Annotated in this window: 22 protein-coding genes; 14 read left to right on the top strand and 8 right to left on the bottom strand. The window is 50.3% G+C overall.

Annotated features, from left to right (window positions below; translation table 11 throughout):
- The first annotated feature begins 10 nt into the window (after nucleotides 1–10).
- Complete coding sequence (locus tag H6F76_RS19835; RefSeq protein WP_242036748.1) at nucleotides 11–298, top strand: hypothetical protein; 288 nt, start codon at nucleotides 11–13, stop codon at nucleotides 296–298.
- A 167-nt stretch (nucleotides 299–465) separates the two neighbouring features.
- Here the strand turns inward: H6F76_RS19835 and leuC are convergent, their stop codons facing one another.
- Nucleotides 466–1,869, bottom strand: coding sequence for a 3-isopropylmalate dehydratase large subunit (gene leuC / locus H6F76_RS19840; RefSeq protein WP_190510871.1), 1,404 nt, complete (start codon nucleotides 1,867–1,869; stop codon nucleotides 466–468).
- 126 nt (nucleotides 1,870–1,995) lie between these two features.
- On the bottom strand, nucleotides 1,996–2,472 hold the full coding sequence (locus H6F76_RS19845; RefSeq protein WP_190446609.1) for a CRR6 family NdhI maturation factor: 477 nt from the start codon (nucleotides 2,470–2,472) through the stop codon (nucleotides 1,996–1,998).
- A 214-nt stretch (nucleotides 2,473–2,686) separates the two neighbouring features.
- On the opposite strand from H6F76_RS19845, the gene H6F76_RS19850 reads away from it, so the two are divergent.
- The 8 genes from H6F76_RS19850 to rfbB all read left to right on the top strand — a co-directional run bounded on the left by H6F76_RS19850 (nucleotide 2,687) and on the right by rfbB (nucleotide 13,697).
- Nucleotides 2,687–4,870 (top strand): transglycosylase SLT domain-containing protein, encoded by a 2,184-nt coding sequence (locus tag H6F76_RS19850; RefSeq protein WP_190510874.1) that lies wholly within the window; start codon nucleotides 2,687–2,689, stop codon nucleotides 4,868–4,870.
- 291 nt (nucleotides 4,871–5,161) lie between these two features.
- Entirely contained in the window at nucleotides 5,162–5,572 is a 411-nt protein-coding gene (locus H6F76_RS19855) for a DUF202 domain-containing protein (protein WP_190510876.1), read from the top strand.
- Nucleotides 5,573–5,729: 157 nt separating this feature from the next.
- A complete protein-coding gene (locus H6F76_RS19860; RefSeq protein ID WP_190510877.1) occupies nucleotides 5,730–7,946 on the top strand; it encodes a phosphoketolase in 2,217 nt (738 codons plus the stop codon).
- A 262-nt stretch (nucleotides 7,947–8,208) separates the two neighbouring features.
- A complete protein-coding gene (locus H6F76_RS19865) occupies nucleotides 8,209–8,607 on the top strand; it encodes a hypothetical protein (RefSeq protein WP_190449261.1) in 399 nt (132 codons plus the stop codon).
- Between the two features lie 554 nt (nucleotides 8,608–9,161).
- Complete coding sequence (rfbC, locus tag H6F76_RS19870; RefSeq protein WP_190510878.1) at nucleotides 9,162–9,707, top strand: dTDP-4-dehydrorhamnose 3,5-epimerase; 546 nt, start codon at nucleotides 9,162–9,164, stop codon at nucleotides 9,705–9,707.
- Nucleotides 9,708–9,735: 28 nt separating this feature from the next.
- On the top strand, nucleotides 9,736–10,809 hold the full coding sequence (locus H6F76_RS19875; protein WP_190510879.1) for a glucose-1-phosphate thymidylyltransferase: 1,074 nt from the start codon (nucleotides 9,736–9,738) through the stop codon (nucleotides 10,807–10,809).
- A 251-nt stretch (nucleotides 10,810–11,060) separates the two neighbouring features.
- Complete coding sequence (locus H6F76_RS19880) at nucleotides 11,061–12,500, top strand: glycosyltransferase family 4 protein (RefSeq protein ID WP_190510887.1); 1,440 nt, start codon at nucleotides 11,061–11,063, stop codon at nucleotides 12,498–12,500.
- A gap of 96 nt (nucleotides 12,501–12,596) precedes the next feature.
- Nucleotides 12,597–13,697: a dTDP-glucose 4,6-dehydratase gene (gene rfbB / locus H6F76_RS19885; protein ID WP_190510888.1), complete on the top strand. Its 1,101-nt coding sequence runs from the start codon at nucleotides 12,597–12,599 to the stop codon at nucleotides 13,695–13,697.
- A 34-nt stretch (nucleotides 13,698–13,731) separates the two neighbouring features.
- Here the strand turns inward: rfbB and H6F76_RS19890 are convergent, their stop codons facing one another.
- Nucleotides 13,732–14,595 (bottom strand): nuclear transport factor 2 family protein, encoded by an 864-nt coding sequence (locus tag H6F76_RS19890; RefSeq protein WP_242036749.1) that lies wholly within the window; start codon nucleotides 14,593–14,595, stop codon nucleotides 13,732–13,734.
- A 199-nt stretch (nucleotides 14,596–14,794) separates the two neighbouring features.
- On the opposite strand from H6F76_RS19890, the gene murG reads away from it, so the two are divergent.
- Nucleotides 14,795–15,916 (top strand): undecaprenyldiphospho-muramoylpentapeptide beta-N-acetylglucosaminyltransferase, encoded by a 1,122-nt coding sequence (murG, locus tag H6F76_RS19895; RefSeq protein WP_190510941.1) that lies wholly within the window; start codon nucleotides 14,795–14,797, stop codon nucleotides 15,914–15,916.
- Between the two features lie 162 nt (nucleotides 15,917–16,078).
- Complete coding sequence (locus tag H6F76_RS19900) at nucleotides 16,079–16,459, top strand: VOC family protein (protein ID WP_190449266.1); 381 nt, start codon at nucleotides 16,079–16,081, stop codon at nucleotides 16,457–16,459.
- An 18-nt stretch (nucleotides 16,460–16,477) separates the two neighbouring features.
- Here H6F76_RS19900 and H6F76_RS19905 read toward each other — a convergent pair whose 3' ends face one another.
- Nucleotides 16,478–17,113, bottom strand: coding sequence for a thioredoxin family protein (locus tag H6F76_RS19905; protein ID WP_190510890.1), 636 nt, complete (start codon nucleotides 17,111–17,113; stop codon nucleotides 16,478–16,480).
- 194 nt (nucleotides 17,114–17,307) lie between these two features.
- Here H6F76_RS19905 and argB point away from each other — a divergent pair, with 194 nt between their 5' ends.
- The 3 genes from argB to H6F76_RS19920 all read left to right on the top strand — a co-directional run bounded on the left by argB (nucleotide 17,308) and on the right by H6F76_RS19920 (nucleotide 20,574).
- Nucleotides 17,308–18,201, top strand: coding sequence for an acetylglutamate kinase (argB, locus tag H6F76_RS19910; RefSeq protein WP_190449268.1), 894 nt, complete (start codon nucleotides 17,308–17,310; stop codon nucleotides 18,199–18,201).
- 130 nt (nucleotides 18,202–18,331) lie between these two features.
- Entirely contained in the window at nucleotides 18,332–19,363 is a 1,032-nt protein-coding gene (locus tag H6F76_RS19915) for an alpha/beta fold hydrolase (protein WP_190449269.1), read from the top strand.
- A 191-nt stretch (nucleotides 19,364–19,554) separates the two neighbouring features.
- Nucleotides 19,555–20,574: an alpha/beta fold hydrolase gene (locus H6F76_RS19920; protein ID WP_190510892.1), complete on the top strand. Its 1,020-nt coding sequence runs from the start codon at nucleotides 19,555–19,557 to the stop codon at nucleotides 20,572–20,574.
- A 32-nt stretch (nucleotides 20,575–20,606) separates the two neighbouring features.
- Here H6F76_RS19920 and H6F76_RS19925 read toward each other — a convergent pair whose 3' ends face one another.
- From H6F76_RS19925 to H6F76_RS19940, 4 genes are all read right to left on the bottom strand, one after another.
- Complete coding sequence (locus H6F76_RS19925; protein WP_190449271.1) at nucleotides 20,607–21,011, bottom strand: NIL domain-containing protein; 405 nt, start codon at nucleotides 21,009–21,011, stop codon at nucleotides 20,607–20,609.
- A 90-nt stretch (nucleotides 21,012–21,101) separates the two neighbouring features.
- Nucleotides 21,102–22,652, bottom strand: a complete 1,551-nt coding sequence (locus H6F76_RS19930; protein WP_190510895.1) for a carotenoid oxygenase family protein — start codon at nucleotides 22,650–22,652, stop codon at nucleotides 21,102–21,104.
- A 559-nt stretch (nucleotides 22,653–23,211) separates the two neighbouring features.
- The gene (gene mgtE / locus H6F76_RS19935; RefSeq protein WP_190510897.1) at nucleotides 23,212–24,561 is read right to left on the bottom strand and encodes a magnesium transporter; all 1,350 of its coding nucleotides are present in this window, start codon (nucleotides 24,559–24,561) and stop codon (nucleotides 23,212–23,214) included.
- A gap of 545 nt (nucleotides 24,562–25,106) precedes the next feature.
- The gene (locus H6F76_RS19940; protein WP_190510943.1) at nucleotides 25,107–26,315 is read right to left on the bottom strand and encodes a glycosyltransferase family 2 protein; all 1,209 of its coding nucleotides are present in this window, start codon (nucleotides 26,313–26,315) and stop codon (nucleotides 25,107–25,109) included.
- Nucleotides 26,316–26,346 lie beyond the last annotated feature (31 nt).

The following is a 26,346-nucleotide window of genomic DNA, read 5'->3' on the forward strand; positions in this document are numbered from 1 at the left end:
CTTTATGCTCATGTCACCAGCTTTCGTCCGTTCACTGCTGCTAACGAGCACGTTTAGCTTTGCTGCCCCTATAGCGCTTATTGGCATAATCTTGGCGCTATTATCGACACTCGAACAGGTTCCTTTTGCAGAGGCGATCGGTCGAGCCGGAGCCGAAAAACTCCTGCAATTTCTAGCCGTCTTTGGCAGCGGCGACCCGTTTCAGGGCGCTTTAGTCATTGGTTTAACCTGTAGTTTAGTAGGCGTGCTGTTTGATGCGTACGCTTTTTACCGTCACCAAAATTTGCACGACGGTTAGTGCCAACTCAGTTAAAATACAACTCAAATTAAAGTCAGCTTCTTCATGTAGGGGCACACCACTGCTTGAGCGTAGCCATATTGAAGGGCTTTTGCCCCTACGACAAATTGCGAGGTCTACAGGTTATTTAAGTCACGATCCAGAGCAAGTGGTAAGAGCGGCACTGCCTAAATCAGCTCACGGACATCAGTAACTTGACCTGTAATCGCTGCGGCGACTACCATTGCTGGGCTCATAAGCAGCGTGCGACCAGACGATGAGCCTTGCCGACCTTTGAAGTTGCGGTTCGAGGACGACGCACTGAGTTGCCGACCCTGGAGCTTGTCGGGGTTCATCGCGAGGCACATAGAGCAGCCCGGTTCGCGCCATTCAAAGCCCGCTTCTACAAAGATGTTGTGTAGTCCTTCAGCTTCAGCTTGTTTTTTCACCCGCTCGGAACCAGGGACAACAAAAGCTTTGATACCGTTTGCGACGTGCCGTCCCTGAGCAAATTTGGCGGCTTCACGCAGGTCACTAATTCTGCCGTTGGTGCAACTACCAATGAAGCAAACATCTACTTTAATGCCCTCCATCGGTTTTCCTGGTTGCAAGTCCATATATTGATAAGCTTCTTCCGCGATCGCCCGCTCATCCGCTGGCATCTCGTCGGGCGTGGGAACAGTTTCATTGACCGCAATACCCTGACCGGGCGTAATGCCCCAGGTGACAGTAGGAGCGATCGTTGCGGCATCAAAGATAACAACATCATCGTAGACGGCATCGGCATCGCTGCGAATGTTGTTCCACCACTCAACTGCCTTCTCCCAATCAGCGCCCTTGGGTGCAAAATCGCGCCCTTTGAGATAGTCAAAGGTAACTTGATCAGGGTTTACGTAGCCGCAACGAGCACCACCTTCAATCGCCATGTTGCAGACAGTCATCCGTTCTTCCATGCTCATCTGCTCAAACGTGCTGCCCGCAAATTCGTAAGCGTAGCCTACACCACCTTTCACGCCTAACTTACGGATGATGTGCAGAATGACATCTTTAGCATAGACACCCGGTTTCAGGCTGCCGTTGACTTCAATCTTACGCACCTTAAGCTTTGCCAACGCCAACGTTTGCGATGCCAATACATCACGTACCTGGCTGGTGCCAATGCCAAAAGCGATCGCGCCAAAGGCTCCATGTGTGGCGGTATGACTGTCACCGCAGGCGATCGTCATGCCAGGTTGGGTCAAGCCTTGCTCTGGTGCAATGACGTGAACGATACCTTGATTGCCCGAACCAACCTTATGAAAGGTGATGCCATTTTCTTGACAGTTTTGCTCTAGCGCCTGCATCATTTCCTCAGCGATCGAGTCGGCAAGGGGACGCGCTAGATTGTCTGTGGGCACGATGTGATCGACTGTAGCGACGGTGCGATCGGGAAACAACACCTTCAGTTTGCGTTCGCGCAGCATCGCAAAGGCTTGAGGACTAGTGACTTCGTGAATCAGGTGCAACCCAATAAAAAGCTGCGTCTGTCCAGAAGGCAAAACGCTAACGGTGTGTGCATCCCAAACTTTATCAAACAGCGTCCCTGTGCTCATATTTCTTGCGTTGCTCGCCTGCAATCATTGGTGGGTCTCTATTCTATCAAGCGACGCAGCCGTTCATGTACTCAACTTTTTCCGAGCTGTCAGAACTTGCTGTCAAAATACTGTCAAAATAGCTACCTACAGCAAGTCAAAAAAAGCATCATCCAGTTCGTAACCAAACATTTGAGTCATGGCTTTCAGCCTTGCTTTGCCCTCTAAACCCTGCGACTGCATCCAGCCCGCCAGCACAAAAATCTTGTGCATCACGAAAATTTCTAACGCTTCTGGATTGTATTGAATGCCATCTTTGGGGTGAAATTGATGGGGCACCAGCATGGCAGTGTAGCGCGTCAATTCACCGGCTTTCCAGTCCAGCAGAAAGGGCAACCACGGGTAACGCGCATCGAGCCGAATGAACCAGAGCCGTATTTCCGGAATCTCGGGTAGTTCCCTGGGGTCGGTTGGTTCCTGAGGGTAGTCGATCGTAAATTGAAGCTGCTGCTCGTAGGTCATAAGTTTACCCTCTTGCAACAGTGGGTCAATGACAGTCTGAAGCGGAGACAGATCTAGCGCATTGATAAGGTCTGCATTGAGGGCGATCGTCGTTGTTGCCATGAAGTCCAGAAACCAAAGCAGTTGCTTCTTTATCTTCCTCTAAATTTGCGGCAGCAGTTCTCAAGTCTTTGTGAAAGAACGGTTAGGTTCAGATCCCTGGCTTCTCAAAGCATTTAGGGATCTGGCGCTCCTGTAATTTCCCTCAAATCAAACAGTCACTTTCGTTTAAAAGTGCTAAATTCACAAGGAGATTTCACCCAGATTGGGAGGCTTCATGCTGAAGCGACGAAAGATCCAGATATTGTTAGGTACTGCGGGGCTGGTTGCTTTGATTGTAGGAGCAACGGTTCCCGTTCTCAAGTGGCGTGGACAGCAAGAGCAGCCTTGGTCGATCGCAGGTTCGCCAGGGGGAGGCAACACTTCCAAAAAGCAAGTGACTGCATTCAAAGCGTTGCCACCCGCCCAACGAACGAAAGCGCTAGAGGCGATCGTCAAAGACAAAGAATCGCCCGAACGCAGTCGTGCCCGCTATCTGTTGGCAGCGGAACTCATTGAGCAAGGGCAGGGCAAAAAAGCACTGGAGTCTTTAAAGGACTTAGAGGACAGCTATCCGCTTCTGGGAGCCTACGTGCTGAGGCAGCGTGCCCAGGCGTATGAGGCGATCGGCGATCGGGCTAACGTCCAGGCAACGCAACAGCAATTGGTTAAGGCTTACCCCAAAAGTCCCGTTACGGCAGAAGCGCTGGTAGCACTGGAGCGCGAAAATCCGCGCTATGGGGATCAGGCGATCGCTCAGTTCCCGTCTCATCCCAGCACGATCGCGCTGGTACAGCAACGGCTCAAGGAAAACCCAAAACAGCCACAACTGTTGCTGTTGATTGCAAAACATGCGCTCTATGCCCAAAACTATCTGACTGTCTTGGATACTTTAACCAAGCAATACGCTGCGCAGCTTAAGCCTGAGGACTGGGAGGCGATCGCCTTTGGCTATTGGGAAAAACAGCTCTACGGCAAAGCTGGAGCCGCCTATACGCAGGCACCCTATACCCCACTCAATGCTTATCGCATTGGACGCGGTTTTCAACTGGGCGAAAAAGGTGGTGCGATTCAGGCCTACCAGCGCGTGGTTCAGGATTTTCCCACTGCCGACGAGTCTGCTCTAGCCTTGCTCCGGCTTGCCAAACTATCAGACTCAGGACGGGCGATTGCCTACCTGGATCAGGTCGTGCAGCGGTTTCCAGCGAAAGCAGGCGAGGCATTGCTTGAAAAAGCCAAACTGTTGGAGCAGCAAAATAGCCTCAAGTATGCCGTGCAGGTACGGCAGATTCTACTGACGCGCTATGCCAAATCGGATGCAGCGGCAGAACTGCGATGGAGCCTGGCTCAAGAGCGTGGGGCTGCCAATGATGCCCAATCGGCATATGTCTGGGCATCATCAGTCCTTTTACATAACCCTACCAGCGAACAAGCGCCCGAAGCTGCTTATTGGAGCGGCAAATGGGCAGAACAGCTTGGTAAACAGCAAGAAGCTAAAGCGGCGTATCAACAGGCGTTGTCAAAGTATCCGCATTCATACTATGCATGGCGATCGGCATCCCGTTTAGGCTGGGAGGTTGGTGATTTTAACAGCGTGCGCCAAATCAACCCAGAGGTCGTTCGCCCTGCCGCTCGTCCAGATTTACCAGTCGGCTCAGCCACCCTCAAAGAACTGTTTCAGCTTGGGCAAGACCACGATGCCTGGAAGCTATGGCAGGTTGAGTTTAGCAACCCCAAACAGCCAACGGTCGCTGAACAGTTTACCGATGGCGTGATGCGGTTGGGAGTGGGCGACTATCTAGACGGCATTTTTATGGTTTCGTTCTTGAGCGAACGGGATAAGCCAGAAGAAAAATCTCAGTACCAGGCACTTAAACAGCAAGCATCTTACTGGCAGGCGCTCTACCCATTCCCTTTCTTAGAGCCGATCGAAACCTGGTCGCAAGAGCGGCAGCTTAACCCGCTATTAGTCACGGCACTAATCCGGCAAGAATCGCGCTTTATGCCCGGAATCCGCTCTGGTGTAGGCGCAACTGGGCTAATGCAAGTCATGCCCGATACGGGAGCCTGGATTGCCAAGCAAATCAAGTTGAAGGAGTACAAGCTCAATGATCCTGACGACAACATTAAGCTAGGCACTTGGTATCTCGATTACACGCACCAGGAATACAGCGGCAATTCAATGCTGGCGATCGCCAGCTACAACGCTGGTCCCGGAGCTGTTGGTGGCTGGGTCGCAAAAGCAGGACAACAAGATCCTGATGTGTTTGTCGAGAACATTCCTTACAACGAGACCAAAGGCTACGTCAAATCGGTTTTTGAAAACTACTGGAATTATCTACGGCTGTACAACCCAGATGTCGCTCAGAAGGTCGCTCAAGTTTCAAAAGAGCAACCTGATGGCATTACACCTGAGTCGTAGAACGATCGCCTTGCATCTTAAGTGCATTAAGGCGTCCATAATGTTGACCCCTAGCATTACTCGTTTAGCAACGCTGCCCAAATGAGGCTTGTTTAGCCCTTCAATTTTGGCAATTCTATGCTTCAGAACCTACCAGAGCAATTTGAGCGTCTAGCTAAACGATCGCCTGGTTGTATTGCCGTTTGGACAAGAGCGAAATGCCGCTAAACTGCCGGTGCAATCGACCTAGTAATGCTGAAGCCTGTAGCAGATCGATCGTGGGCTACTGAACAACCGTTAGCATCTTGCTTCATGACCAGACCACCTGATCGACAACGAGAGCATCAGGCAAATGAACGTACGTTCTTGGCTTGGCTTCGTACCTCTATTACCTTAATCGGGTTCGGACTTGCCATTGCTCGCTTTGGCTTATTTTTACGTCAGTTAAGAGTAGCTATTACTGACCAAGAGGTGCCTAGCAACCCTGTTTTTAATTCAGAGAACCTGGGTATCAGTTTGGTCATTTTTGGCATTGTGCTTATTGCTTTAGCTGCTTGGCGCTACAACCAGGTGCTGTGGCAGATTGAGCGAGGAGATTACCGACCGAATCGACTAATCATTTGGGTCATTACTGGCATCACGATCGTGTTAGGAGCGTTGAGCATTCCTCTACTGTTGCAACAGGAGCCACCTCCATCCCCTTCAATGCCCAAAAAGCCCTAACTGTAATGCTCATTATCCTTGATGCTGTCACCCTATCAGCTATAGACCGCCACAACCGCTACCATCAAAAACCCTCTGCTCTTTTTGTGTAATGGGCTGTGTACTATGATTAGGGGCAATCGCCACCAGATTTTTAGTTGCAGTAGGTATCTGAAGCATGACCGCAGTTAGTCCTAATCCCCAGTCCGTTAGCACGCCCGCCTTCTGTGATGGCATTCAGTATTACAGCGATGCAGTGCCAGGTTTTGATGTCTATGGTGCTGTGCCAGCGATTGGAGAAGGTCAAACCGCGATCGCCGATCTTACTGATCCTGCTGCTGCGTATCAAACGCTTTTGTATGCTGATGCCTTGCGCTATCTAATCTTACAGGTGACAGCCAGTAAGGCTTCTGGGCACCCCGGCGGCTTTGCCAGTCAGGCAGAAGCGTATGCCGCACTAGTCATGTTGGGCTACAAAAATATCATTACTGAGGTCGGGCACCATGCACCTGGCTTCTACAGCGCTATGTTCCTGGATCGATCACTGGAAGACATGGGCATCACCACCGTGCAGCAGTTGCGCGATCGTTTCCGCGAGCAGCACGGCTTGCTGGGTCATCTCTCTGGCTTTATCCCTGGCATTCTTGCACCTGCCGGACCTTTAGGGCAAGGGCAACACTTTGCGATGGCAGCAGCACTCTTGCACCCTGACAAGCTCTTTCCTTTCACAGTCGGTGATGGCGGCTTGGGCGAACCCTACATTGTGAGCGCGATGGCTCATTTCCACACAGCTTACCCCACTGCAACAAACTTTCTACCCGTGCTGGTCTGGAACGGCTACTCCCAGGAACACCACAGCATGGTGTCACTAAAAACGAATGAGCAGATGGAGTCATACTGGCGCGGCAACGGCTTTGAGCAAGTGGTACTTATTGATGCCAAAGACTTTGATGACCAAAACCAGCCCGGAGCCTACGTTGATAGCACTATCTTCGCCCCCGAGCAGCGCCTCGCATTCGGCAAAGCGGTGCTGGCAAAAATGGATGAAGCGGCTCGCTCTGCCCTTGGTGGTAAGCTAACCGTCCTGATTATTAAGCAGCTTAAAGGTGCAGGTGTGCATGCACGTGGCGCAAAATCTCACAACCTTTATGCCCAGCACACGTTAGAAAATCCTGACATTGTAGCGGCATTGAAAGCTCGTGCGCTTTCGCCTAATGCCTGGGCACTAGTACGCACCAACTGTGAGCGGGCAGGTGGCGGTCCTGCTAGCAAAACGGTGGTAACAGAATTTGAGCGATCGCTCCCCTCGCTTGGTCAACTGCCCCTAGAAGAATTTACGGTTGGTGGCGAGCCAAAGGTTTCCACCACTGCAATGGGTAAGCTAGTTGCAGCAGTTGGGCAAGCCGATGCTGCCTATGTAGTAACTAATGCTGATGGCAACGAGGCATCAGGTATTGCCAACATTAATCAGGCGCTCAAAATCATTCATCCAACTGAAGATCCACTGTATTATCAGGCTCCGGGTGGACAGGTCTATGAACCGTTGAGCGAAGATGCTTGTGCAGGGCTGGCAGCCGGATTAGCGTTAATGGGATCGCGATCGCTCTGGTGTTCGTATGAATCGTTCGCGATCAACGGTTTACCTATCTGGCAAACGGTGACGCAGGCAATGGCAGAACTTCGTCGTCCTACGCCTGCTACGGTGACGCTTTTTACGGCAGGGGCACTAGAGCAAGGACGTAACGGTTGGACGCATCAACGCCCCGAAATTGAAGCCTACTTCGCTGCCATGATGCGCAACGGCAACGTTTTCCCGCTCTTTCCGCCCGATGCTAACAGCATTCAGGTCTGCTACGACTGGGCGCTGACTCAAAAAAATAAAGGGGTAGTGATTACAGCTAGTAAGTCGCCCTTACCCGTTCGGACGACGTTTGACCAGACGCAGCAGGCGATCGCTAATGGTGCCATCACCCTGCACGAAACTAGCGGCAGTACAACCGTTGTGTTTGCCGTCATCGGCGATATGCCCCTGATCCCCGTCTTTGAAGCAGCTACCCAGTTAACCGCAGAGGGCATAGGTGTCCGCATCGTCTCAGTGATTAATCCACGTCGCCTTTACCGCGCATCCGATGTGGGCTGGGATCTGTGTTCCGAACCCGATAGTGCCTTTCTTAACGATGCTGAGTTTGAGTCGCTGTTTGGTGGTGATGTCCTAATTGGTGTGACGGGTGGTGCCAGCGGCATGCTAGAACCAATCATGCTAAGAAGTTTGGCGAAGCGCGATACCTTTGCCTGGAAGCGCGGTGAAACAACGGCTAGCCCCACTGCTTTGATGGCAGTTAATGGCATTACAGCCGATGCTCTGGCAAACCGGGCGATCGCCTTGTCCCTCTAAGGAGTATTCCAGCAGTAGCTGCCCACCCTACCACCTCTAACGCGAAAGCAAAATTTGCTTTTAAGAAATTGTGGTATTTAAAAGTACACAAGTTGTGTTAACGTTCATGAGGCTTGACTAGCGGATTGATGGATCACTTAAGCTCTAGTTGGGAACTATAGTTGAGAAGTCCGTTAGTTGTGTCAGACGATCAGCATACGATTTGTGCGTCGATCGCCTGAGATAAACCCATCACTAAAAAATCACTGAGGAGAATCTTGCTATGTTGAAAAAGCTTGCTGTCGCAGCCATTGTTACACTTTCAGTCGGTCATGCTGTCGCAGCATCAGCAGCCCCACTAGCGGTAACGACTTCGCCTGATGAAGAAACCATTGTGGGTGGTCGCTCGGTCGATCTACCGACTCCACCTGTAGCGCCTATCTACTTCACATTGCCAATTGAACTGTCGATCGTGAAAAATGCAGAAATTTCTACCAACACTCCCATTACTGACAAACTGGGCAGTGATTATGCCGCTTGGGGTGCAGCGATCAGAGAATGTTCCCTGCAAAAACCAACCTTCGTCAGAACGGTTGGAGAAGAACAGTATCCTTTCGTCGTTGGTGGCACCGAAGGCACAATCAAGCTTAATGCCAACGATAAGCCTGTTTGCAGCATCTAATACCCATACCCTCTGATTAACTCAGGCAAGCGTAGTGAAGCCCAACGTCGTGAACTCAAGTTGTTTCGGTTAGCTTTACTACGCTTTCGATTAGCTACCTAGCCTTCACCTTGCTAAGCTACTCGTTCTACAGCAATAACTTTATTTAAAATTTATTAATAGCGGTTATCCCGGTGACGCTCGCTCCACTGCTCTAAATGTCTAAATAGTTGAGGCTTGCCATAGCAGTTGAAGAGAGAGTTAGGACAGATTAGGGTTTCCAGTTCTGCTTCTAGTAAAGGTTCTACTTAGTCCTTTAGCCTTTTGCTATACCACTGAGAGAACAGCTATGCTTCACATCTACTTAGCGCTTGTCTGCTAGCTTGGCATCTGCTCTAGTTAATCTTTACCATTGCAATGGCGTTTAATGAAGATTGCCTCAAGCGCTTGAGCCTTCATTAAGCAACGCGTTATAACGCTTACAGTTGGCAAAACTTGCAGTGAAAATTGGTTTAGACTTCTCGTGGGTTACTCTGAGCCTTTAGATTAAAAGGAAGTGTTGTGAGGAAATTCCAATGAACGTCTTGCCTACTGAAATTCCTGATGTCTTGATTTTTGAACCTCGCGTTTTTGAAGACGATCGCGGCTTCTTTTTTGAAAGCTTCAACGAACAGGTTTTTACAGACAAGACGGGAGTAGCTGCTCAGTTCGTCCAGGATAATCACTCCCGCTCCTGCCAAAACGTCTTGCGTGGACTGCATTATCAAATTCAGCAGCCCCAAGGCAAACTAGTGCGAGCGATCACAGGCACCATATTGGACGTAGCCGTTGATATTCGTCGGCAATCTCCCACCTTTGGGCAATGGGTAAGTTGCTACCTCAGTGCAGAAAACAAGCGAATGCTTTGGGTACCTGCTGGGTTTGCTCATGGTTTTGCAGTCATCTCAGAAGTTGCTGAAGTTCTATACAAAGCAACCGATTACTATGCGCCGCAGTTTGAGCGGTGCCTTCTCTGGAATGATCCCGATTTGGCGATCGATTGGACTTTAAAGGCAGAGCCGCTTTTATCAGCAAAAGATCAAGCTGGGAAGCCACTCAAGTTAGCTGAAGTTTACCCGTGACACAACCCTTCTCGAAGAGACTCGTTTTATGAAAGCAATCATTCTCAGTGGTGGCAAAGGCACGCGACTACGACCGCTGACATACACTGGTGCCAAACAACTGGTGCCAGTCGCTAACAAACCGATTCTTTGGTACGGCATTGAGGCTATTGCGGCAACGGGTATTACAGACATTGGCATTATTATCAGCCCAGAAACAGGCGCAGAAGTTAAAGCAAAAACGGGCGATGGCGATCGCTTTGGTGCCAACATCACTTATATTTTGCAAGAGTCCCCTGCGGGTTTGGCTCACGCCGTGAAGATTGCACGCCCCTTTCTTGGCGACTCACCCTTCGTGATGTATTTGGGCGATAACTTGATTCAGAACGAACTCGGTGAATTCTTGAATCACTTTAAGACAGAACAGATGGACTCCCTCATTCTGCTGCGTCCTGTAGCCAATCCCAGTGCTTTTGGTGTTGCACAGGTCGATGATCAAGGACGGGTTGTTCAGTTAGTAGAAAAGCCCAAAGTACCAGCGTCAAATCTAGCGTTGGTTGGTATCTATTTCTTCGCAAATACGATTCATGCGTCGATCGATCGCATCCAGCCATCAGCTAGAGGTGAACTTGAAATTACTGATGCGATTCAAGATCTGATCAACCAGCAAAAACACATCGAAGCCCGCCAAATTGAAGGCTGGTGGCTTGATACTGGCAAAAAAGATGACCTGCTCGAAGCCAATCAGATCATTCTGGATACCTGCCTTAAAACAGAAATCAGTGGTGAACTGGATGCTAAGAGCCAAACCTTTGGACGGGTACAAATCGGTACGGGTTCTAAGCTCATTAACTGCACTGTGCGCGGTCCAGTAGTCATCGGCAATGATTGTCACTTGGAAAATTGTTTTATTGGTCCCTACAGTAGTATTGCTGACCAAGTCACGCTGGTTGATGTAGACCTAGAGCACAGCGTTATTCTCAAAGGCGCACAGGTTATTGGCATTCATCAGCGCATCGTAGACAGCGTAATTGGGCAGCGAGCTCACCTTAAAACGGCGCCCCAGCGACCTAAAGCGCTTCGGTTCATGATTGGGGATGATAGTCAAATTGAGCTTGCCTAGCGGTTGCTTCGTCTAAGATGGGCCTGGAACCTTCCGAGCCACTTAGAGAATAGCTGGTGAGTGAGCTTCATTCTCCTATAAATGGATGCAGGGGGAGCTGAATAAAGGATTCAAGCAAAAATGTCGATAATATAAAATTTTCTCAGCGAGCAATAAGCAAGAAACAATGAGAAGAAGTTCTCAACAAGCATCAGCAGTGCCTTGGTTCTTTGCAAGTCTATGAGTGTCCAACCAGCGTTGAAGCGTTTGATATGACCAGCAATGAACCCCGCGTCCTAATTGTGGCAGAACACGCCTCAGCAAATTTCGGTGGTGAGGCAACGCTGCCTTTTCACTACTTTCGTATCTTGCGTCAACGTCAGATCGAAGTTTGGATGGTTGTGCATGATCGCACTCGTGATGAACTAAAGCAATTACTGGGAGCCGATTTCGATCGCATTCACTTCATCACTGATACATCTTTGCATCGATTTTTGGATTGGCTCTGTCAATTCTTGCCGCATCGGTTGGCTTACTTTACGCTTGGGTTTGTGGTGCGCTTGATGACTCAGGCTGCTCAACGCTGTCTTGCAAAGCAGCTGGTGCAGCGCCATCAAATTACGGTTGTGCATCAGCCGATACCGGTCTCACCCAAAGAACCGTCTTTAATTTTTGCTGTGGACGCGCCGGTGCTCATTGGTCCCATGAACGGTGGGATGAACTATCCGCCTGCCTTTCAAAAGATGCAAAGCCGCTTTGTTCATGTGTCATTGGCAGCAGGTAGGCTCCTTTCTAAGTGGCTAAATTGGCTGATTCCAGGCAAGCGCCAAGCCGCAATGCTATTAGTTGCCAATGCCCGCACACGCGCCGCGTTGCCGAAGGGTGTATGTAGCAATATTGTTGAATTGTGTGAAAATGGCGTTGATTTATCGGTGTGGCAACAAAAGCCTGAAAGCGTTACTGCGGAAGCGGTGCAGCCCATAGCTATGACCACAGCTCTAGCCGTAACGCAGGCGACTAAGTTCGTGTTTGTCGGGCGTTTGCTGGATTGGAAGGCAGTTGATTTACTGCTGCTTGCCTTTGAGCGTGTCGCTAAACAGATGCCTGTTGTACTAGAAATTATTGGCGATGGACCCGAAGGTCTTGCCTTGAAGCAGCAGGCAGTGGCATTAGGATTACGGTCGTTGGATGAGCCTCAAGCAATGGATCAAAGACAAGTGGGAAACGAGCTTCAGGCAGTAGAACACGCTGTAAACATGCATCCTGACAGCGCTGTGCATTTTCTGGGCTGGCTATCTCAAGCTGACTGTGCTCAACGGCTGTGCCAGTCGGATGTGATGGTACTGCCAAGCTTATTGGAGTGCGGTGGAGCCGCCGTTCTAGAGTCAATGTCAATTGGTCTTCCGGTCATTGCTACCAACTGGGGTGGACCAACTGACTATCTTGATGAATCGTGTGGCATTTTAGTTGAGCCTCAATCGCGTGAATCATTTATTGACGGTTTAGCCGCCGCTATGCTCCGTTTAGCATCATCCCCGTCCCTACGGCGATCGATGGGTGAAGCAGGTCGCCAGCGTGTATTAAGCCATTTTGATTGGGAAGTAAAAGTGGATACTATCCTCAAACTTTATCGGGAGGTAATGCCCATGCCATTACTAAAACAGCCAGTGATAAGCCAAAAAACTGCTGGTCAGGCGGTTCATTCACCATAATTTTTAAACCTTAATGGTAAAGTAACAGTTTTTTATAATACCGAACGAACATTTCTTTCCTAATCTGGCTTGATCTTGACACAAAGACTCGAAATTATGACACTTGCAGATCACGGACAAACACGAATCAGACCACGGACGCTTCTCGTCACAGGGGGGGCTGGCTTTATTGGCGCAAATTTTGTTTATCATTGGTGCGAAACTTATCCAGGCGATCGCGTAGTGGTGCTAGATGCGCTAACCTATGCAGGAAACCGCCAGACACTTGCACCACTAGAGGAAAAAGCAAATCTGCGGTTTGTGCAAGGTGACATTTGCGCTCGTGCAGTCGTATCAGCGCTGCTGGAAGAAGAGGCAATTGACACAGTGGCACATTTTGCGGCTGAGTCTCATGTCGATCGCTCAATTCTAGGTCCTGATGCTTTTGTGCGAACCAACGTGAACGGCACTTTTACGCTGGTCGAAGCCTTTCGGCAATACTGGAACGCTTGCAATCAGCCAACCCATTTTCGGTTTCACCACGTTTCTACAGATGAAGTCTATGGCAGCCTGGGTGCCGATGATCCAGCATTTTCTGAAACGACACCCTATGCGCCCAACAGCCCTTACTCTGCATCAAAAGCAGGTAGCGATCATTTAGTGCGTGCCTACTATCACACCTATGGGCTGCCAACGCTGATTACCAATTGCTCCAACAATTACGGTCCGTATCACTTTCCTGAAAAGCTGATCCCGCTGATGTGTATCAATATTCTGATGGGCAAGCCGCTGCCTGTCTATGGCGATGGGCAAAACATTCGCGACTGGCTGTATGTAGGCGATCATTGCAGCGCCTTAGATGCGGTGATTCATCGCGGCACACCGGGCGAAACGTATAATATTGGCGGCAATAACGAGGTTAAAAATATTGATCTCGTCCATATGCTGTGTGCACTGATGGACGAGCTGGCACCAGAACTGCCTGTCCGCCCCTCTAGCAAACTCATTACGTTTGTGAAGGATCGCGCTGGACATGATCGCCGCTATGCCATTGATGCAACCAAGATCACAACCGAATTGGGTTGGCAACCAGCACAGACGATCGAGAGCGGCTTGCGTCATACCGTTTCATGGTTTTTGACCAACCGTGAGTGGTGGCAACCGCTGCTCTCAGACGAGTATCAGGCATATTACGCGCAAGTTTACACAAATGCATAGGGGGCGATCGTTGCCAATCGCCCAGCGCGATCGCTTACGGGGTTGGCTTCTTGGCGCGGTTTACAATGCGTAGCCGCTGAGTCACCATCGTCATGCCGTTCTGGCGGACTAGAACGGCTGAAATCCAGTGGCTATTAGCTGTGAGTGGAGCGCGCCCGACTTTAAAGATGCCGCCAGCGGAGAGCAGTTCTAGATCGACCGTAGTGGGGTTGATCAAGCCATCTGCTTTCACGGGTTCTTCTAGCGCTGTGCCAAGTAGCAGGTCATTGCCCAGCGGTTCTTGTACAACGGCGTCAAAGCTAAACTGCTGACCCGCATTGACCTGTGCGGGTAAATTCAGTTTGACGGTCGGTGGATTGGTGCCAGAGGTAATCTGGCTCCGTTCAGCAAGAACATCTTGCCGTACGATTTTTTGATTTTCAAACTGCTGCTGCGCCTGTAACGTAGAGTCGATTTTCAATTCGCGCTCGCCCACTTTTTGCGCGCCAGTGACATACGTTACCGTTTCTGCTGTAATACCTTTGCCTTGAGATTTCCAGGACTTCAGTTCAGTGCGGTAGGTCAAATTTGGGTAGCGCTTCCAAAGCTGAGCCAACGCCTGCTCCAACGTTTGACGTGTCAAGCCATCAGAGTGCGTAAACGTTGGACCATAAAACGCGAGTACGCTTTGGATGTTGTGGCTACTAGCAGCTTTATCGATCGCTGTCAAAGTTTCCTTGAGCGCTGCGGGAGCCGTTTCTGGTGGTTCTGCACTCACGGGGCTAGCGTACGATGCGCTCCCCAACGTGATTGCCACGCCTACAGCCATTAAAAAAGCCTGCCAGTGCTTTTGTGGTGCCTGGATGGGTCGTAAAATGGGTTGAGTCGCAGTAGTGAAGGAGTGCAAAGGCTTAGGCATAAGGATCAGGATTGGGTGAGTGACGGCTAACAATTTGGCGTACAATCTGCAACTTAACATCTTAAGGTGAGTAAAGGCGGTTTAACTGGAGCAGCATTGCTTGATAGATCTCCAAGACGTTAATGCCATATTTTGAAGCTTTGAAGCGGCTCTTTAAAGTAAAGTGAACAATTCTCCCGATTCTACTCTGCCAGCAGCTATCAGTGGTGTAACTGCGGTAACGCCCTCAACACGCTTGTTGGTTGCCGCCAGCGGTACTGGTGGACACGTCTTTCCAGCGATCGCCGTAGCAGAGAGCCTGTCAGATTACCAAATTGAGTGGCTAGGTGTGCCCGATCGCTTGGAAAGCCAGTTGATTGCTGGTCGCTATCCGGTGCATACTGTGGCGGCTGAAGGCTTTCAAAAACGTGGTTTGGATAGCCTTCGCGTTGGCTTTAAGCTGATTGCGTCTATCTGGCAAGCACGACGCTTACTGCAAAGAGGTCGCTTTCAGGGCGTGTTTACGACGGGTGGTTACATTGCTGCACCTGCTGTTCTTGCAGCGCGATCGCTCGGGTTACCAGTCATCTTGCATGAATCGAATGCACTGCCAGGTAAAGTGACTCGTTTTCTGGGTCCGTGGTGTAGCGCAGTGGCTGTTGGCTTTGAGGAGGCAGCAACCTACCTTCCCCGCACAAAGGCAATTCACACTGGGACACCCGTGCGATCGCAGTTTCAGGCTGGAACCTCTTACGCATTCGATCTCCCCATCCCCAATGACGCACCGCTGATTGTTGTAATTGGCGGTAGCCAGGGTGCTGTAGGCGTAAATCGATTGGTGCGGCAGTGCGCCTCTGCCTGGTTTGATGCTGGTTGCTGGGTTGTGCATCTTACAGGCGAGAATGATCCAGACGCAAAGAGCCTCCAGCATCCCCAGTACTTGGCGCTACCGTTCTACAACAACATGGCGGGTTTGCTGCAACGAGCGGATCTGGCAATTAGCCGATCGGGGGCAGGTACGCTCACAGAACTCGCCATTACCCACACGCCTTCGCTGCTCATTCCCTATCCCTACGCGGCTGAGGACCACCAGACCTACAATGCAGCCGTATTTACGAAAGTTGGAGCTGCCAAACTGTTTCAGCAGGCTGATCTAACGCCGGACGTGCTGAATGCTGAAGTATTAAGCCTGCTGGGTAGGGGGCACACTCATACCCATCCTTCCGCAACACTGCAAACAATGGCGCAGCAGGCAGGCAGTTTAGCAGTGCCAGACAGCGCTGAACAACTAGCTCAACTCGTGCGTCATTGGCTCGCACCTGGACGATCTGTGAAAAGGTAAGAGTTCTATTACTTCGCAGTCTAGCCCTAAGGCGGTTTGCACCTGAATGACAGTCAATGGTCGCTTGAATGCAAAGTAGTACATTTGTATTGCGTGTTACCGACAAAACGCTACTTATAGCAGACAATGAATAGCGTTCTAATGCTTTGCAAGGAGCACACTGTGCAGAACGCAATCAACTGGTTTGAAATTCCTGCTGCTGACTTTGATCGGGCAGTCCACTTTTACAGCACTGTTCTGGGTCAAGACATTCAGAAAAGCGAGTTTATGGGCGAACCACAAGCCTTTTTTGCAGGAAGCGATACAGGTGTAGGAGGCGCGATCGTGAAGAGTGAACGCCTAACGCCAGCAGCAACAGGTTCTCTCGTTTATCTAAATGTAGAAACAGTTGATCAGCTAGAACAATCGCTAGAGCGAGTAGAGCCAAACGGTGGCAAAATGCTAATGCCAAAAACGGCGATCGGTGATCCTGGTTTCATCGGGATCATCCTGGATACCGAAGGCAACTGCGTCGGCTTGCACGCACCCAAACCACCTGCTTAAGCCTTAAGTAAACCGCAGTTACGGTGCGACAACTTGACTGCTATGACTACGGGGATCACTATCAGCATTAGCTTTGGTAGTGACGGGGGCAGAGAAGGCAGACGTTTGTCCGCTGGTCTTCGCGTAGGGTAGCGAGTCGCCACCAGCAAGCGCAACAAGGTTTGCTTCCATAATTGAGCGGGGCTGCTCGCCGATCGATTGGGCGATCGCGTTACCATCCTGCCCCAAAAAGACAAAGTGTGGAATGCCATCCACCCGATAGGACAGCACTTCGGGGAGCCACTTGCTGTTGTCCACGTTTAGCATGACAAAATTGACCCGATCGCCGTACTCCTGCTCTAACGCTGCCATGTCAGGTGCCATTGCCTGACAACTCGTGCACCAATTGGCATAAAACTCCATTAGCGTTGGCTTACCGTTGCTAAGTGCAATTTCCAACGGCACCGACTCCTCTGCCATTGCAGACAGTAGCCCTGTCCCCGTTTCTGTCTTCAACCCTAAGAACACAGACGCAGTAAGGACGATCGCCACCAACACAATAATAAAGTTTCGGACTCGCTTGCCGATAATGGTTTGCGCGCTGCTAGCTTCAGCGATCGAAGTCTGAGCCGCATCTGATGGTGACTTTTTTGAGTCGGGTGAGTTAGCAGTCATAGGGATACGGGCTGACGGTACGAACGTTAAGTATCTCAATTGTAGCGATCGTGGTTAGCACTTTAGAACGGTTGTAGCTGACCTCTGAGCATTACCTGATTTTCCAGATTTGATTTTCCAGATTGTTGCAATTGACGTAGCTGAACGCGGTAAGCTCCTCTACACTGCATATGGTCTGTTTTGATGCTGCTGCTATGTCTAACGAGAGTGAATATATCCGCAAAGCGGAAGCGACAAGAGTCCGTGTTTTAAGCGAAGCGCTGCCTTACATTCAGCAGTTTGCTGGTAGGACGGTTGTGGTCAAATATGGCGGTGCTGCGATGAAGGACAGCAATCTGAAAGACAAAGTGATTCGTGATGTTGTCTTCATGGCGTGTGTGGGTCTACGCCCGATCGTCGTGCATGGTGGCGGACCAGAAATCAACACTTGGCTTGACAAGTTGGGCATTGAGCCACAGTTTAAAAATGGGCTGCGGGTGACCGATGCCGCCACGATGGATGTCGTGGAGATGGTTTTAGTTGGTCGAGTAAACAAAGAGCTAGTTGCTTTGATTAACCAAGCAGGTGGTTCGGCAGTCGGGCTTTGCGGCATGGATGCCAACTTGATTAAAGCCCGTCCTGTAGATGCTGTAGACGTCGGTTTTGTCGGTGAAGTAACCAGCGTTGATATCCGAATTCTAGAGACGCTGGTGAATGCGGGACATATTCCGGTTGTTTCCAGCGTGGCGGCAGACGAGACGGGACAAACTTACAACATTAATGCTGACACGGTAGCGGGTGAGATCGCCGCTGCTTTGGGTGCCGAAAAAATGATCCTGCTGACCGATACCGCAGGCATTCTGCGCGACTACAAAGATATGGCAACGCTGATTCCGAAAATAGATATTCAGGAAGCCCGGAAGCTCATTGAGGAGGGGATCGTCTCAGGGGGCATGATACCAAAAGTAAATTGCTGTGTGCGATCGCTCGCTCAAGGTGTCCGTGCTGCCCACATCATCGACGGACGCATCCCCCACGCACTGCTATTGGAAATCTTTACTGATGCTGGTATTGGCTCGATGATCGTGGCATCAGAGTTTATGGGCTAGAGAGGAAGGGTCAAAAAAGGGAACAGTAAAGTAGAAGGATCAAACGTACGGCGATCGGAGACTATTAACGTCGCTGTGTTTACGGTCTTCAGCTTCACATTCTTCAGCATCTACTTGAGTGGAATCCCCTATGCCTAGCTATTCTGAAACAACGGCAGCGATCGTGCAGCAGGCAAAAGCCCGTGAAAACGCACTGCCTTTGCTAAACGAGTCCTGTCGCTCTCGGTTTTTCTTTCAGCCCAAGCCAACTAAGCGCGTTTGTCTTTTTCTACATGGGTTTACAGCCGGACCTTACCAGTTTGTGCCGATGGCAGAGATCTTTTTTAAGGCAGGCTATAACGTGCTAGTGCCGTTGCTTCCGGGTCACGGACAGGCAGGCAACTGGAGCCGCCAGAACCCACCACCGCTACCAACTGATCCTAAGGTTTATCAGCAGTTTGCGCTGCACTGGCTAGAGCAGGCACAGGCATTAGGGGAAACGGTTACTGTGTGCGGGCTATCGGCAGGGGGCACGCTTACTGCCTGGTTAGCACTGGAACGTCCGAAAGCCATCAACCGCGCTATCCTGTTCGCTGCCTATTTAAGCAGCAGTAGCCGAGTCCTCGATCTATTTGTCAAGAAGATTGACACTTACTTTGAATGGACGGTCAGCAACATTAATCCATCTAAGGGTAGCGGTTACAACGGCTTCTCAGTATCGGCTTTGCGGGTTTTTCTACATTTGGGGCAAGACATTCTCAAGCGTTCCGAAAAACAACCTGCGGCACCCATGTTTATCGTTTCTAGTGATAGCGATATTGCTACAGGCAGCTTTGATCACAAGACGCTGTTTGAGAATGCCCGATCGCATCAGCCCATTACTTGGTACAACACCTTTAGCCGAGAGTTGGCAGTTCCGCACACGATGATGACGGTGCAGGAAGGCAATCGGTGGGCAAGTTTGCTGCCTGTGATGGCAAAAGCTTTTGTAGAAAGCAATCTAACCTGGACAGATGTGCAGGAAATTGGCTATCGCATGACGCAAGGTAAAACATTTCCTAGCGTCGTAGCGGAATTAGGTTTGGTGGCGAAGGCTTCACCAGATATGCCTGCCATGATGACAATGGTAGATAAACGAGCGATCGTCCTGGCACGAAATCCGAGTCTATCTGAGGAAATTTGACAGGAGAAGCCGTAGGCTGTCAGTGGTTAAAAGCTGAACGCTGACGGCTGAACGCTTAAACTCAAAGCTGCTTTGATCCAGTCCTAACCATTCCTTACCTTGGACGAGTGAGCATGAGGCAGCAGAGCATGAACTAAGATAAGGCAGCAATTTACCTTCTGCTAACGTTTATCCTCTGCTTCCCCTGATCCATGCCTAACTATTCCGACTTAACCACCACGATCGCAGCTCAGGCAAAAGCCCGTGAGAATGTCCTGCCTGTTCGCAACGAGTCTTGTCGCTCAAAATTTCTCTTTCACCGTGCGCCCACCCAAAAGGTTTGCCTGTTTTTTCACGGGTTTACTGGCTACCCAAATCAGTTTTTGCCGCTGGGTAAAGCGTTGTTTGAGCAGGGCTACAACGTGCTGATTCCGTTGATGCCAGGGCACGGACAAGCAGGAAATTGGAACCGCGATCGTCCCACCCCACTTCCTACCGATCCAAAGGTCTATCAGGATTTTGCGTTGCACTGGATTCAGCAGGCAAAGGCACTGGGGCAACAGGTTGTCATCGGTGGACTCTCAGGGGGAGGCACCCTTTGCGCTTGGGTCGCGCTGGAACACCGAACGTTAATCGATCGCGCCTTACTCTTTGCTCCCTACCTGAGCGGCAATAGTATCACCGATAAACTATTCATTAAGCTCTCTAATTCTTACTATGGCTGGGGTGGCAATCCTGAGTTGGCGATCGGCTACACCAGCTTTCAAGTGCCAGCACTGCGATTGTTTCTCGATTTAGGTACTCAACTGCTGAAACGCGCACGCAAAACGCCTGCGGCTCCAATGTTTCTTTTCTCCACTGAAATTGACGATTCAGTTGATACAAACGACCACAAAGCCTTTTTTGCCGATGCACTTAAGTTACAGCCTAAGTGCTGGTATCACTGCTTCGATCGCTCCTATAAGGTGCCACACACCATGATGACGATCGGTGAAGGCAACCGCTGGGAAGGCATTCTCAACCTTATGGTAAAAGCGTATGTCGGGAGTGATCTCACCTGGACAGAAGTCGAAGAAATTGGCTTTCGCCTCACTCAAGGCAAAACCTTTCCCGCCATTGTGGCAGAACTGGGTCTTAGCAAGCGCGTTAGTCCTGACTTGCCCGCCATGATAACGATGATGGACAAAGCGGCAATCGTCCAGTCGCGCAATCCTTCCAGCCTTGATGCGTAGCCTTATTGGTCGGGACGTTACGTGCAACGTCCCTATAAATTCGTGGAAATCGCTTGCACTGGACAGGTAGGAATGCACTGCTCACAGACAATGCAGCGCGATCGCGTAAACGTCAGCCGAAAGGACTGTGGATCAAGCGTCAGAGCCTCAGTTGGACAGACACCTGTGCAAAGACCACAATGCACGCAAGCGTCTTCATCAATCATGATCTCGCGATTGGAGAAGGAAACGTTGATGTCTTGCGATCGCATCCAGTCCATTGCTGCATCCAGTTGGTCTATATCGCCTGCTAGCTCGACGACAAGTGTGCCAACTTGATTTGGCGCGACCTGGGCACGAATAATATTGGCTGCCACGTTAAAGTCTTTTGCCAGACGATAGGTGACTGGCATTTGCACTGAGCGTTTGGGAAATGTGAGCGTCACCCGTTTTTTCACACGTTTAGGGGAAAAGCCTGCGTAAGGGTACAAATTGCAGCACTAATGCTTCTATCCTAATACCCACCGCCGGATGACGCATTCACAAATCTATTCGTTTATAAAGCAGTGAGGTGTAAAGCTACCATGTAGACCATAGGGAACATGATGCTTTAGGCGCAACCGTGCCACTGGCTGCTGGTGTAGATTGCGTGCATCGAGGATGACGACCTCCGATCGCTCGTGAGCTGCATTGTAAACCAGTGTCAGCAGCCAACCGTCATCTTCAGCGCCGACTAGAGTGTCAGTAGGCAGTCCATCTTTGAACGCAGCCGACGATCTTGGCACAAAAATAGGCTCGCTGACATACCCCTGCGGTGCCGCACTCCAAAGCTGACGTTCACCTGACTCAACATCCACTTTAAGGATCGCTTGTAACGGTGCATTGCCTTCCGCCATATCCGCTGCTCCCATGTAAATATAGCGGTGCGATCGTCCTGCTTTTGCCGGATGTACGTAAGGAAACTCACAGCACTGACTTTCTAGCAACTCACGCTGCACCTGTTGCGTTGTAAGGTTGAGTCGAAACCGCCAAAGCTGCCCTGGTGCCAACCTCTCAAACGCCGTCTCGCGAAAATCCGCGCCTGCCTCTACACTTGGCAGTGACCCATAGCACACCGAATCAATGACAATCTCATCGCCGTCCTGAAACGCATTCGCGTGATGGAACACAAAGCCAGCATGAGTTTCAAAGGCTAAATCTGGCTTTTTATCCTTCTTTGATCCTACCGCTCTTGGAATGACAGCAATCCGCGTTGGCTTTTCAGGATTAAAAGTAATGCATTCACCTGGACCGCTTTTGCCAAAAAGAAACGGCAGTGGGTTAAAACTAACGGGGTTTTGAAAAAAGATGGCGTAGTCTGGCGTGATCACAAAATCGTGGATAAAAGCAAAACCAGGAACAGAATGGGCGTGTTTCCGCAACAGCTTACCCGCAGGATTAAACTCAAACAGCGTGATAGTTGAGGATAAACCCGGCTTGATCGAAAAATTGACGAGGCATGGAGCGCCATCATCCTGGTTGCACGCAGGGTCAATCCACGGATGGGCGGCAAAAGCATCACCTGGCTTTAGCACCCCGTCCAGGCGATCGAGTCCGATTGTTTCCAGTGTTGCAGGGTCAAGGCGATGCGGCTCGGCTGCTTCCCACAGTGCAAGCAGCTTGTCGCCCCAGTAGAGAATGTTGGTATTAGCAATATTTTTCAGCCGGAAGTCGAAGGCATTTGCCAACCAACCTCCGGGTTTCTGGGTGCCAAAGACACCTCTATAGAGAATGCGTCCTGCGGCTTGCTCTGCAAGGTATCCCTCCGATCGAACGAAGCGATTGCGAAAATGAGCACGACCGCTATCAAAGGTGATCGCGCAAATCATGCCGTCTCCATCAAAGGGATGGTGAATCATCTGACCGTTGATGTCCAGTAATCCAGGACCATTACGGAACAACGTGCCATGAAGCTCTGGCGGGATTTCGCCCTCAATATCCTCAATCCAGTAGTCGAATTCTTCTTTCAGGGAGTTGTAGCCTTTCTGCCAATCCTCGCGAGTATAGGAAAGCACTGTCGGCACTGTAGAAGCACGTTCATTAAGCTGGAAGCTTTGCATAAACAAGAGAGTAGTTAGTTAGTGACGGTTTACTTAAGCCAGGAAACTGCTCATGCAAAAGCAAATGAAATAGTTCAAGCAAGGAGCGTGATAACGGTTGCTCTAAGTAACTAGACACAACGAAAGACAAAGGCTGTAGTCTCCCTGGGTTCTAAAGCAACAACGCGGCAGCACGGGAATACCGACCGGAGGCTGCACAAGATGATTTTTCATGCCCAAGAACTTATAACGGTTGTCTCACACAAACCCCAAAGCTGTGAACTTCAAAAGACCTGCACTGCTGCTTACCCGGCAAGAGCCGGTAAAAATCAATGGTAACGAAATATTGCGAAAGAGGGCAAAGAGACAGCATTCTGGTGCCCTTCTCAGCAAAAACTTATGCTTCGCCTCAAAGGCTTTGCAAGCTTCCGAGCCGGCGATCGAGCAACCCACTGACGAAAATGGCACCCACTTATAGCCTCCACTTTTGCACCTAAGTGAGTGGGCTTTAAGCTATGCTTGACCACACTCCAAGCAGACTCTTGAAAGCGATCGCATTGGTAGTAATCGCACCACCCGGCTAGGGTGAAACAAAACGCAACGAAATTGTAATCAGCGTCAAGAAAAGGATAAACCCGATCGTATCTAGCATCGTGGTCACAAGCGGACCACTGACCAACGCTGGGTCAAGCTTGAGCCGCTTCATTGCCATGGGTAACAGAGTTCCCAGCGTGACAGCAACCACTGTATTAATTGCCATTACAAAGCCTGCCACCAGTGCAACCCAGCGCTCCTGTGGGGGTGTCCAGATCAGTGCTAGCAGCACCATCGTTGTCCCTAGCGCAAAGGCGGCTCCCACCCCTGCCAGTAGTTCTTTGCGTAAAATTTTGAGTGTGTCGTGAGGTGTGACTTCGCCAACACCCAGCGAGCGAATGGTTACCGTCAATGCCTGAATGCCAACTGTACCGCCTGTGTTGGAGAACAGAGGCATGATTACTGCCAGAACAGGCACCATTGCGATCGTTTTCTGAAAAGGCGCGATCGCGCTGGAGGCACCAATGTACAACGCCATAATGCCCAACAGCCAGGGCAAGCGATTCCGCAGCTTCTCCAACGGGCGAGAGAGGGATGATTCATCACCGTTGCCAACTCCTGCCAACCGTTGAATATCTTCAGTCGCTTCCTCTTCCAAAATGTCGATCACATCATCGATCGTAATGATGCCAACCAGTCGATCCTCACGATCCACTACAGGAAGCGCCAGGAGGTCATAGCGCTTCATTAGTTGTGCCACTTCTTCTTGAGGCGTGTCTGTACGGACTTTAAGGACACGATCGCTCGCAATATCGCCAATCAACGCGGCTGGAAGCGAGAAAAGCAATTGCCGCAGTGATACGACCTGTACTAGCTTGCGGTTGTCATCCGTGACATAGGCATAGTAGACCGTTTCCTTATCCTGGTCGTTGAGGCGAATCTTGCTGAGAGCCTGTTCGACTGTCAGCCCTTGCCGCAGTCGCACGTACTCTGTTGTCATGACCCGTCCAGCCGTGCCTTCTGGGTAGCCCAAGATGGTAGCAGTCGCTTGCCGTTCGACCGGACTAAGCTGCTGGATCAAGCGTCTAACGACACCCGCAGGCAGTTCGTCAAACAACTCTGCGCGATCGTCCGGTCGCATCGCTTCAACCAACTGACAAACCTGTACGTCGTGCAGGTAGCCAATCAATTCCTCCCGGACATCGTGATCCAGGTACTCGAACACCTCTGTCGCCTGACCTTTGTTCAGCAAGCGAAAGGCGATCGCACGCTGCTCTGGCGGCAAATCCTCAATATAATCCCCAATATCTACTGGCTGAAGCTGATTTAGCTCTAGCTTCAGACGATTCAAGTCGGCAATATCCGACAGTGAAGTACGACCTTCCTGAGTTAGCATAACGTCTCCTAAGTCTCCCCCGCGCTGGGAGACTTAAACTCACCAGGTCAGAGGAGGGTATTACTGTAAGGGGATGGACTAGAGTCCATGAAGTTCACAAAATGCGACATCGATGCCCACTAGAGGTATCGCTGAACCTATGCTAACCGTTATCAGCCCCGTACACAATGTAAAGAAGGACACTTCTTAAAATTTTCTATAAAATTATGCTTTTCAGTCCATTCTGAACAATGCTGAGAAGAATTATTTTGTCAGAAATAAAAACAGCGCAATCAATGAGCGTTGCCTGACTAACATTCAGTTGGATAGTCTGGTATCCATCCTGGTGCAAGTTGTAGCGATCACTCGCCGATGCAATTATGCCCGCCTGCTTACCTTTGTCAAGCTTCTGCTTCAGTTTTAGTGAGGCTTCTGGGTCATAACAGACGATCGTCCATAACATATGGCAGACGACCGCAAGAAAACCTACAACTCTTTGCAAAACAGCAGCTTGTTTAGAACTGGCTTATCCACGTTGACTCGCTCAATAGCACTATCTTTGGCTGCTAAAGCTCTTGAGAATCTACTACATCTCGTTCCGTGCGTACCCACTTTGTCTGCGGTTTAACCAAAAACCTCAGGTAGAGCGGTATTTTCCAAAGAATATACCCTGGCACCGATAAGAGGGCTGCTAGCGGTAGGGTGTCTCTTGCAAATTTTGCCCAAGCTGTAATAACTGAAACTAAGATCAGAAGCCCTTCCAATGCCGACACAAGCACTGGTGCATAGAGCTTCAGCGTTAGACTTGTCACGATCGCGGCGACTGTAAGGAGCAGCCACAGCATTACCAAGAGCGAGAGTGGAGGAACGCATAGATCAAGCGCGATCGCCAGAACATCAAATCGCTTCTGGTTAACCCATTCTTTAAGTAGCCGCGGCACTTGGGTGCGTAGCGTTTGCAGGTGTCCATGCTCCCATCGGGTGCGCTGGCTTTTGGCAGCATGCTGTTGCTGGGGCAATAAGCCAGTGACTTCAGCATCAGCACAAAATATTGCAGGAGAGCCAGCGATTAAGAGATCAACAGAAAGCTGCATATCCTCTACTATATTGCTGCTAGCGAGGGAAGCATTCCTGATAACCGACCAGGGAAACGCCATACCAGTCCCAGTCAAAAGGCAGGGCAGACCCAGTTGCGCCAGCCCTAAGGGGCGCACTAAATTCTTCACTGTAAAAGCAAGGAGCGAAACCGCTGCTCCAGGACTAGCATTCGCGGGGGGAGTAAGCAGATAACGCGCTTGCACTGGGCGTTGTTTCGTTGCTGCCAGATGCGAGATTTTTGCGATCGCGCCCTCTGCAACGAAACAATCAGCATCCACCACCACCACTACATCAGGCGGATCGGAGGCAAGAAATTTTAGCCCAAAGTCTAACGCATAGCCTTTGCCTCGTTTTTCCAGATCGTGCCGTTCAAGAACTGCAACATCAAACGCTCGCGCAACGGCAGCAGTTTCATCGCAACAGTTGTCAGCTACCACAAGCAGGCGATCGTGACTCGTCAACTGTGGCAGTAATTCCTTCAGTGTTGTACTAATACCTATTGCCTCGTTGTGCGCTGGCACCAAAACAGCAACGCGTGGTCGCTCCGGTAACAGCTCTGTAGTAGTTTTTTGTCTGCCTGTAACGGCGGCGGCAAGACATTCAACAAACAGGACAACGATTGGAATAAACAGGAAGAGAGAAACCGTCAACAATAAAAAATTGAGCAGTTGATACATCACAAAGATTTTGGTGCTCCCACCCGTGCTA

The sequence above is a fragment of the Leptolyngbya sp. FACHB-321 genome, assembly GCF_014695975.1.
In the GTDB taxonomy this organism is placed as follows: Bacteria; Cyanobacteriota; Cyanobacteriia; order Leptolyngbyales; family Leptolyngbyaceae; genus Stenomitos.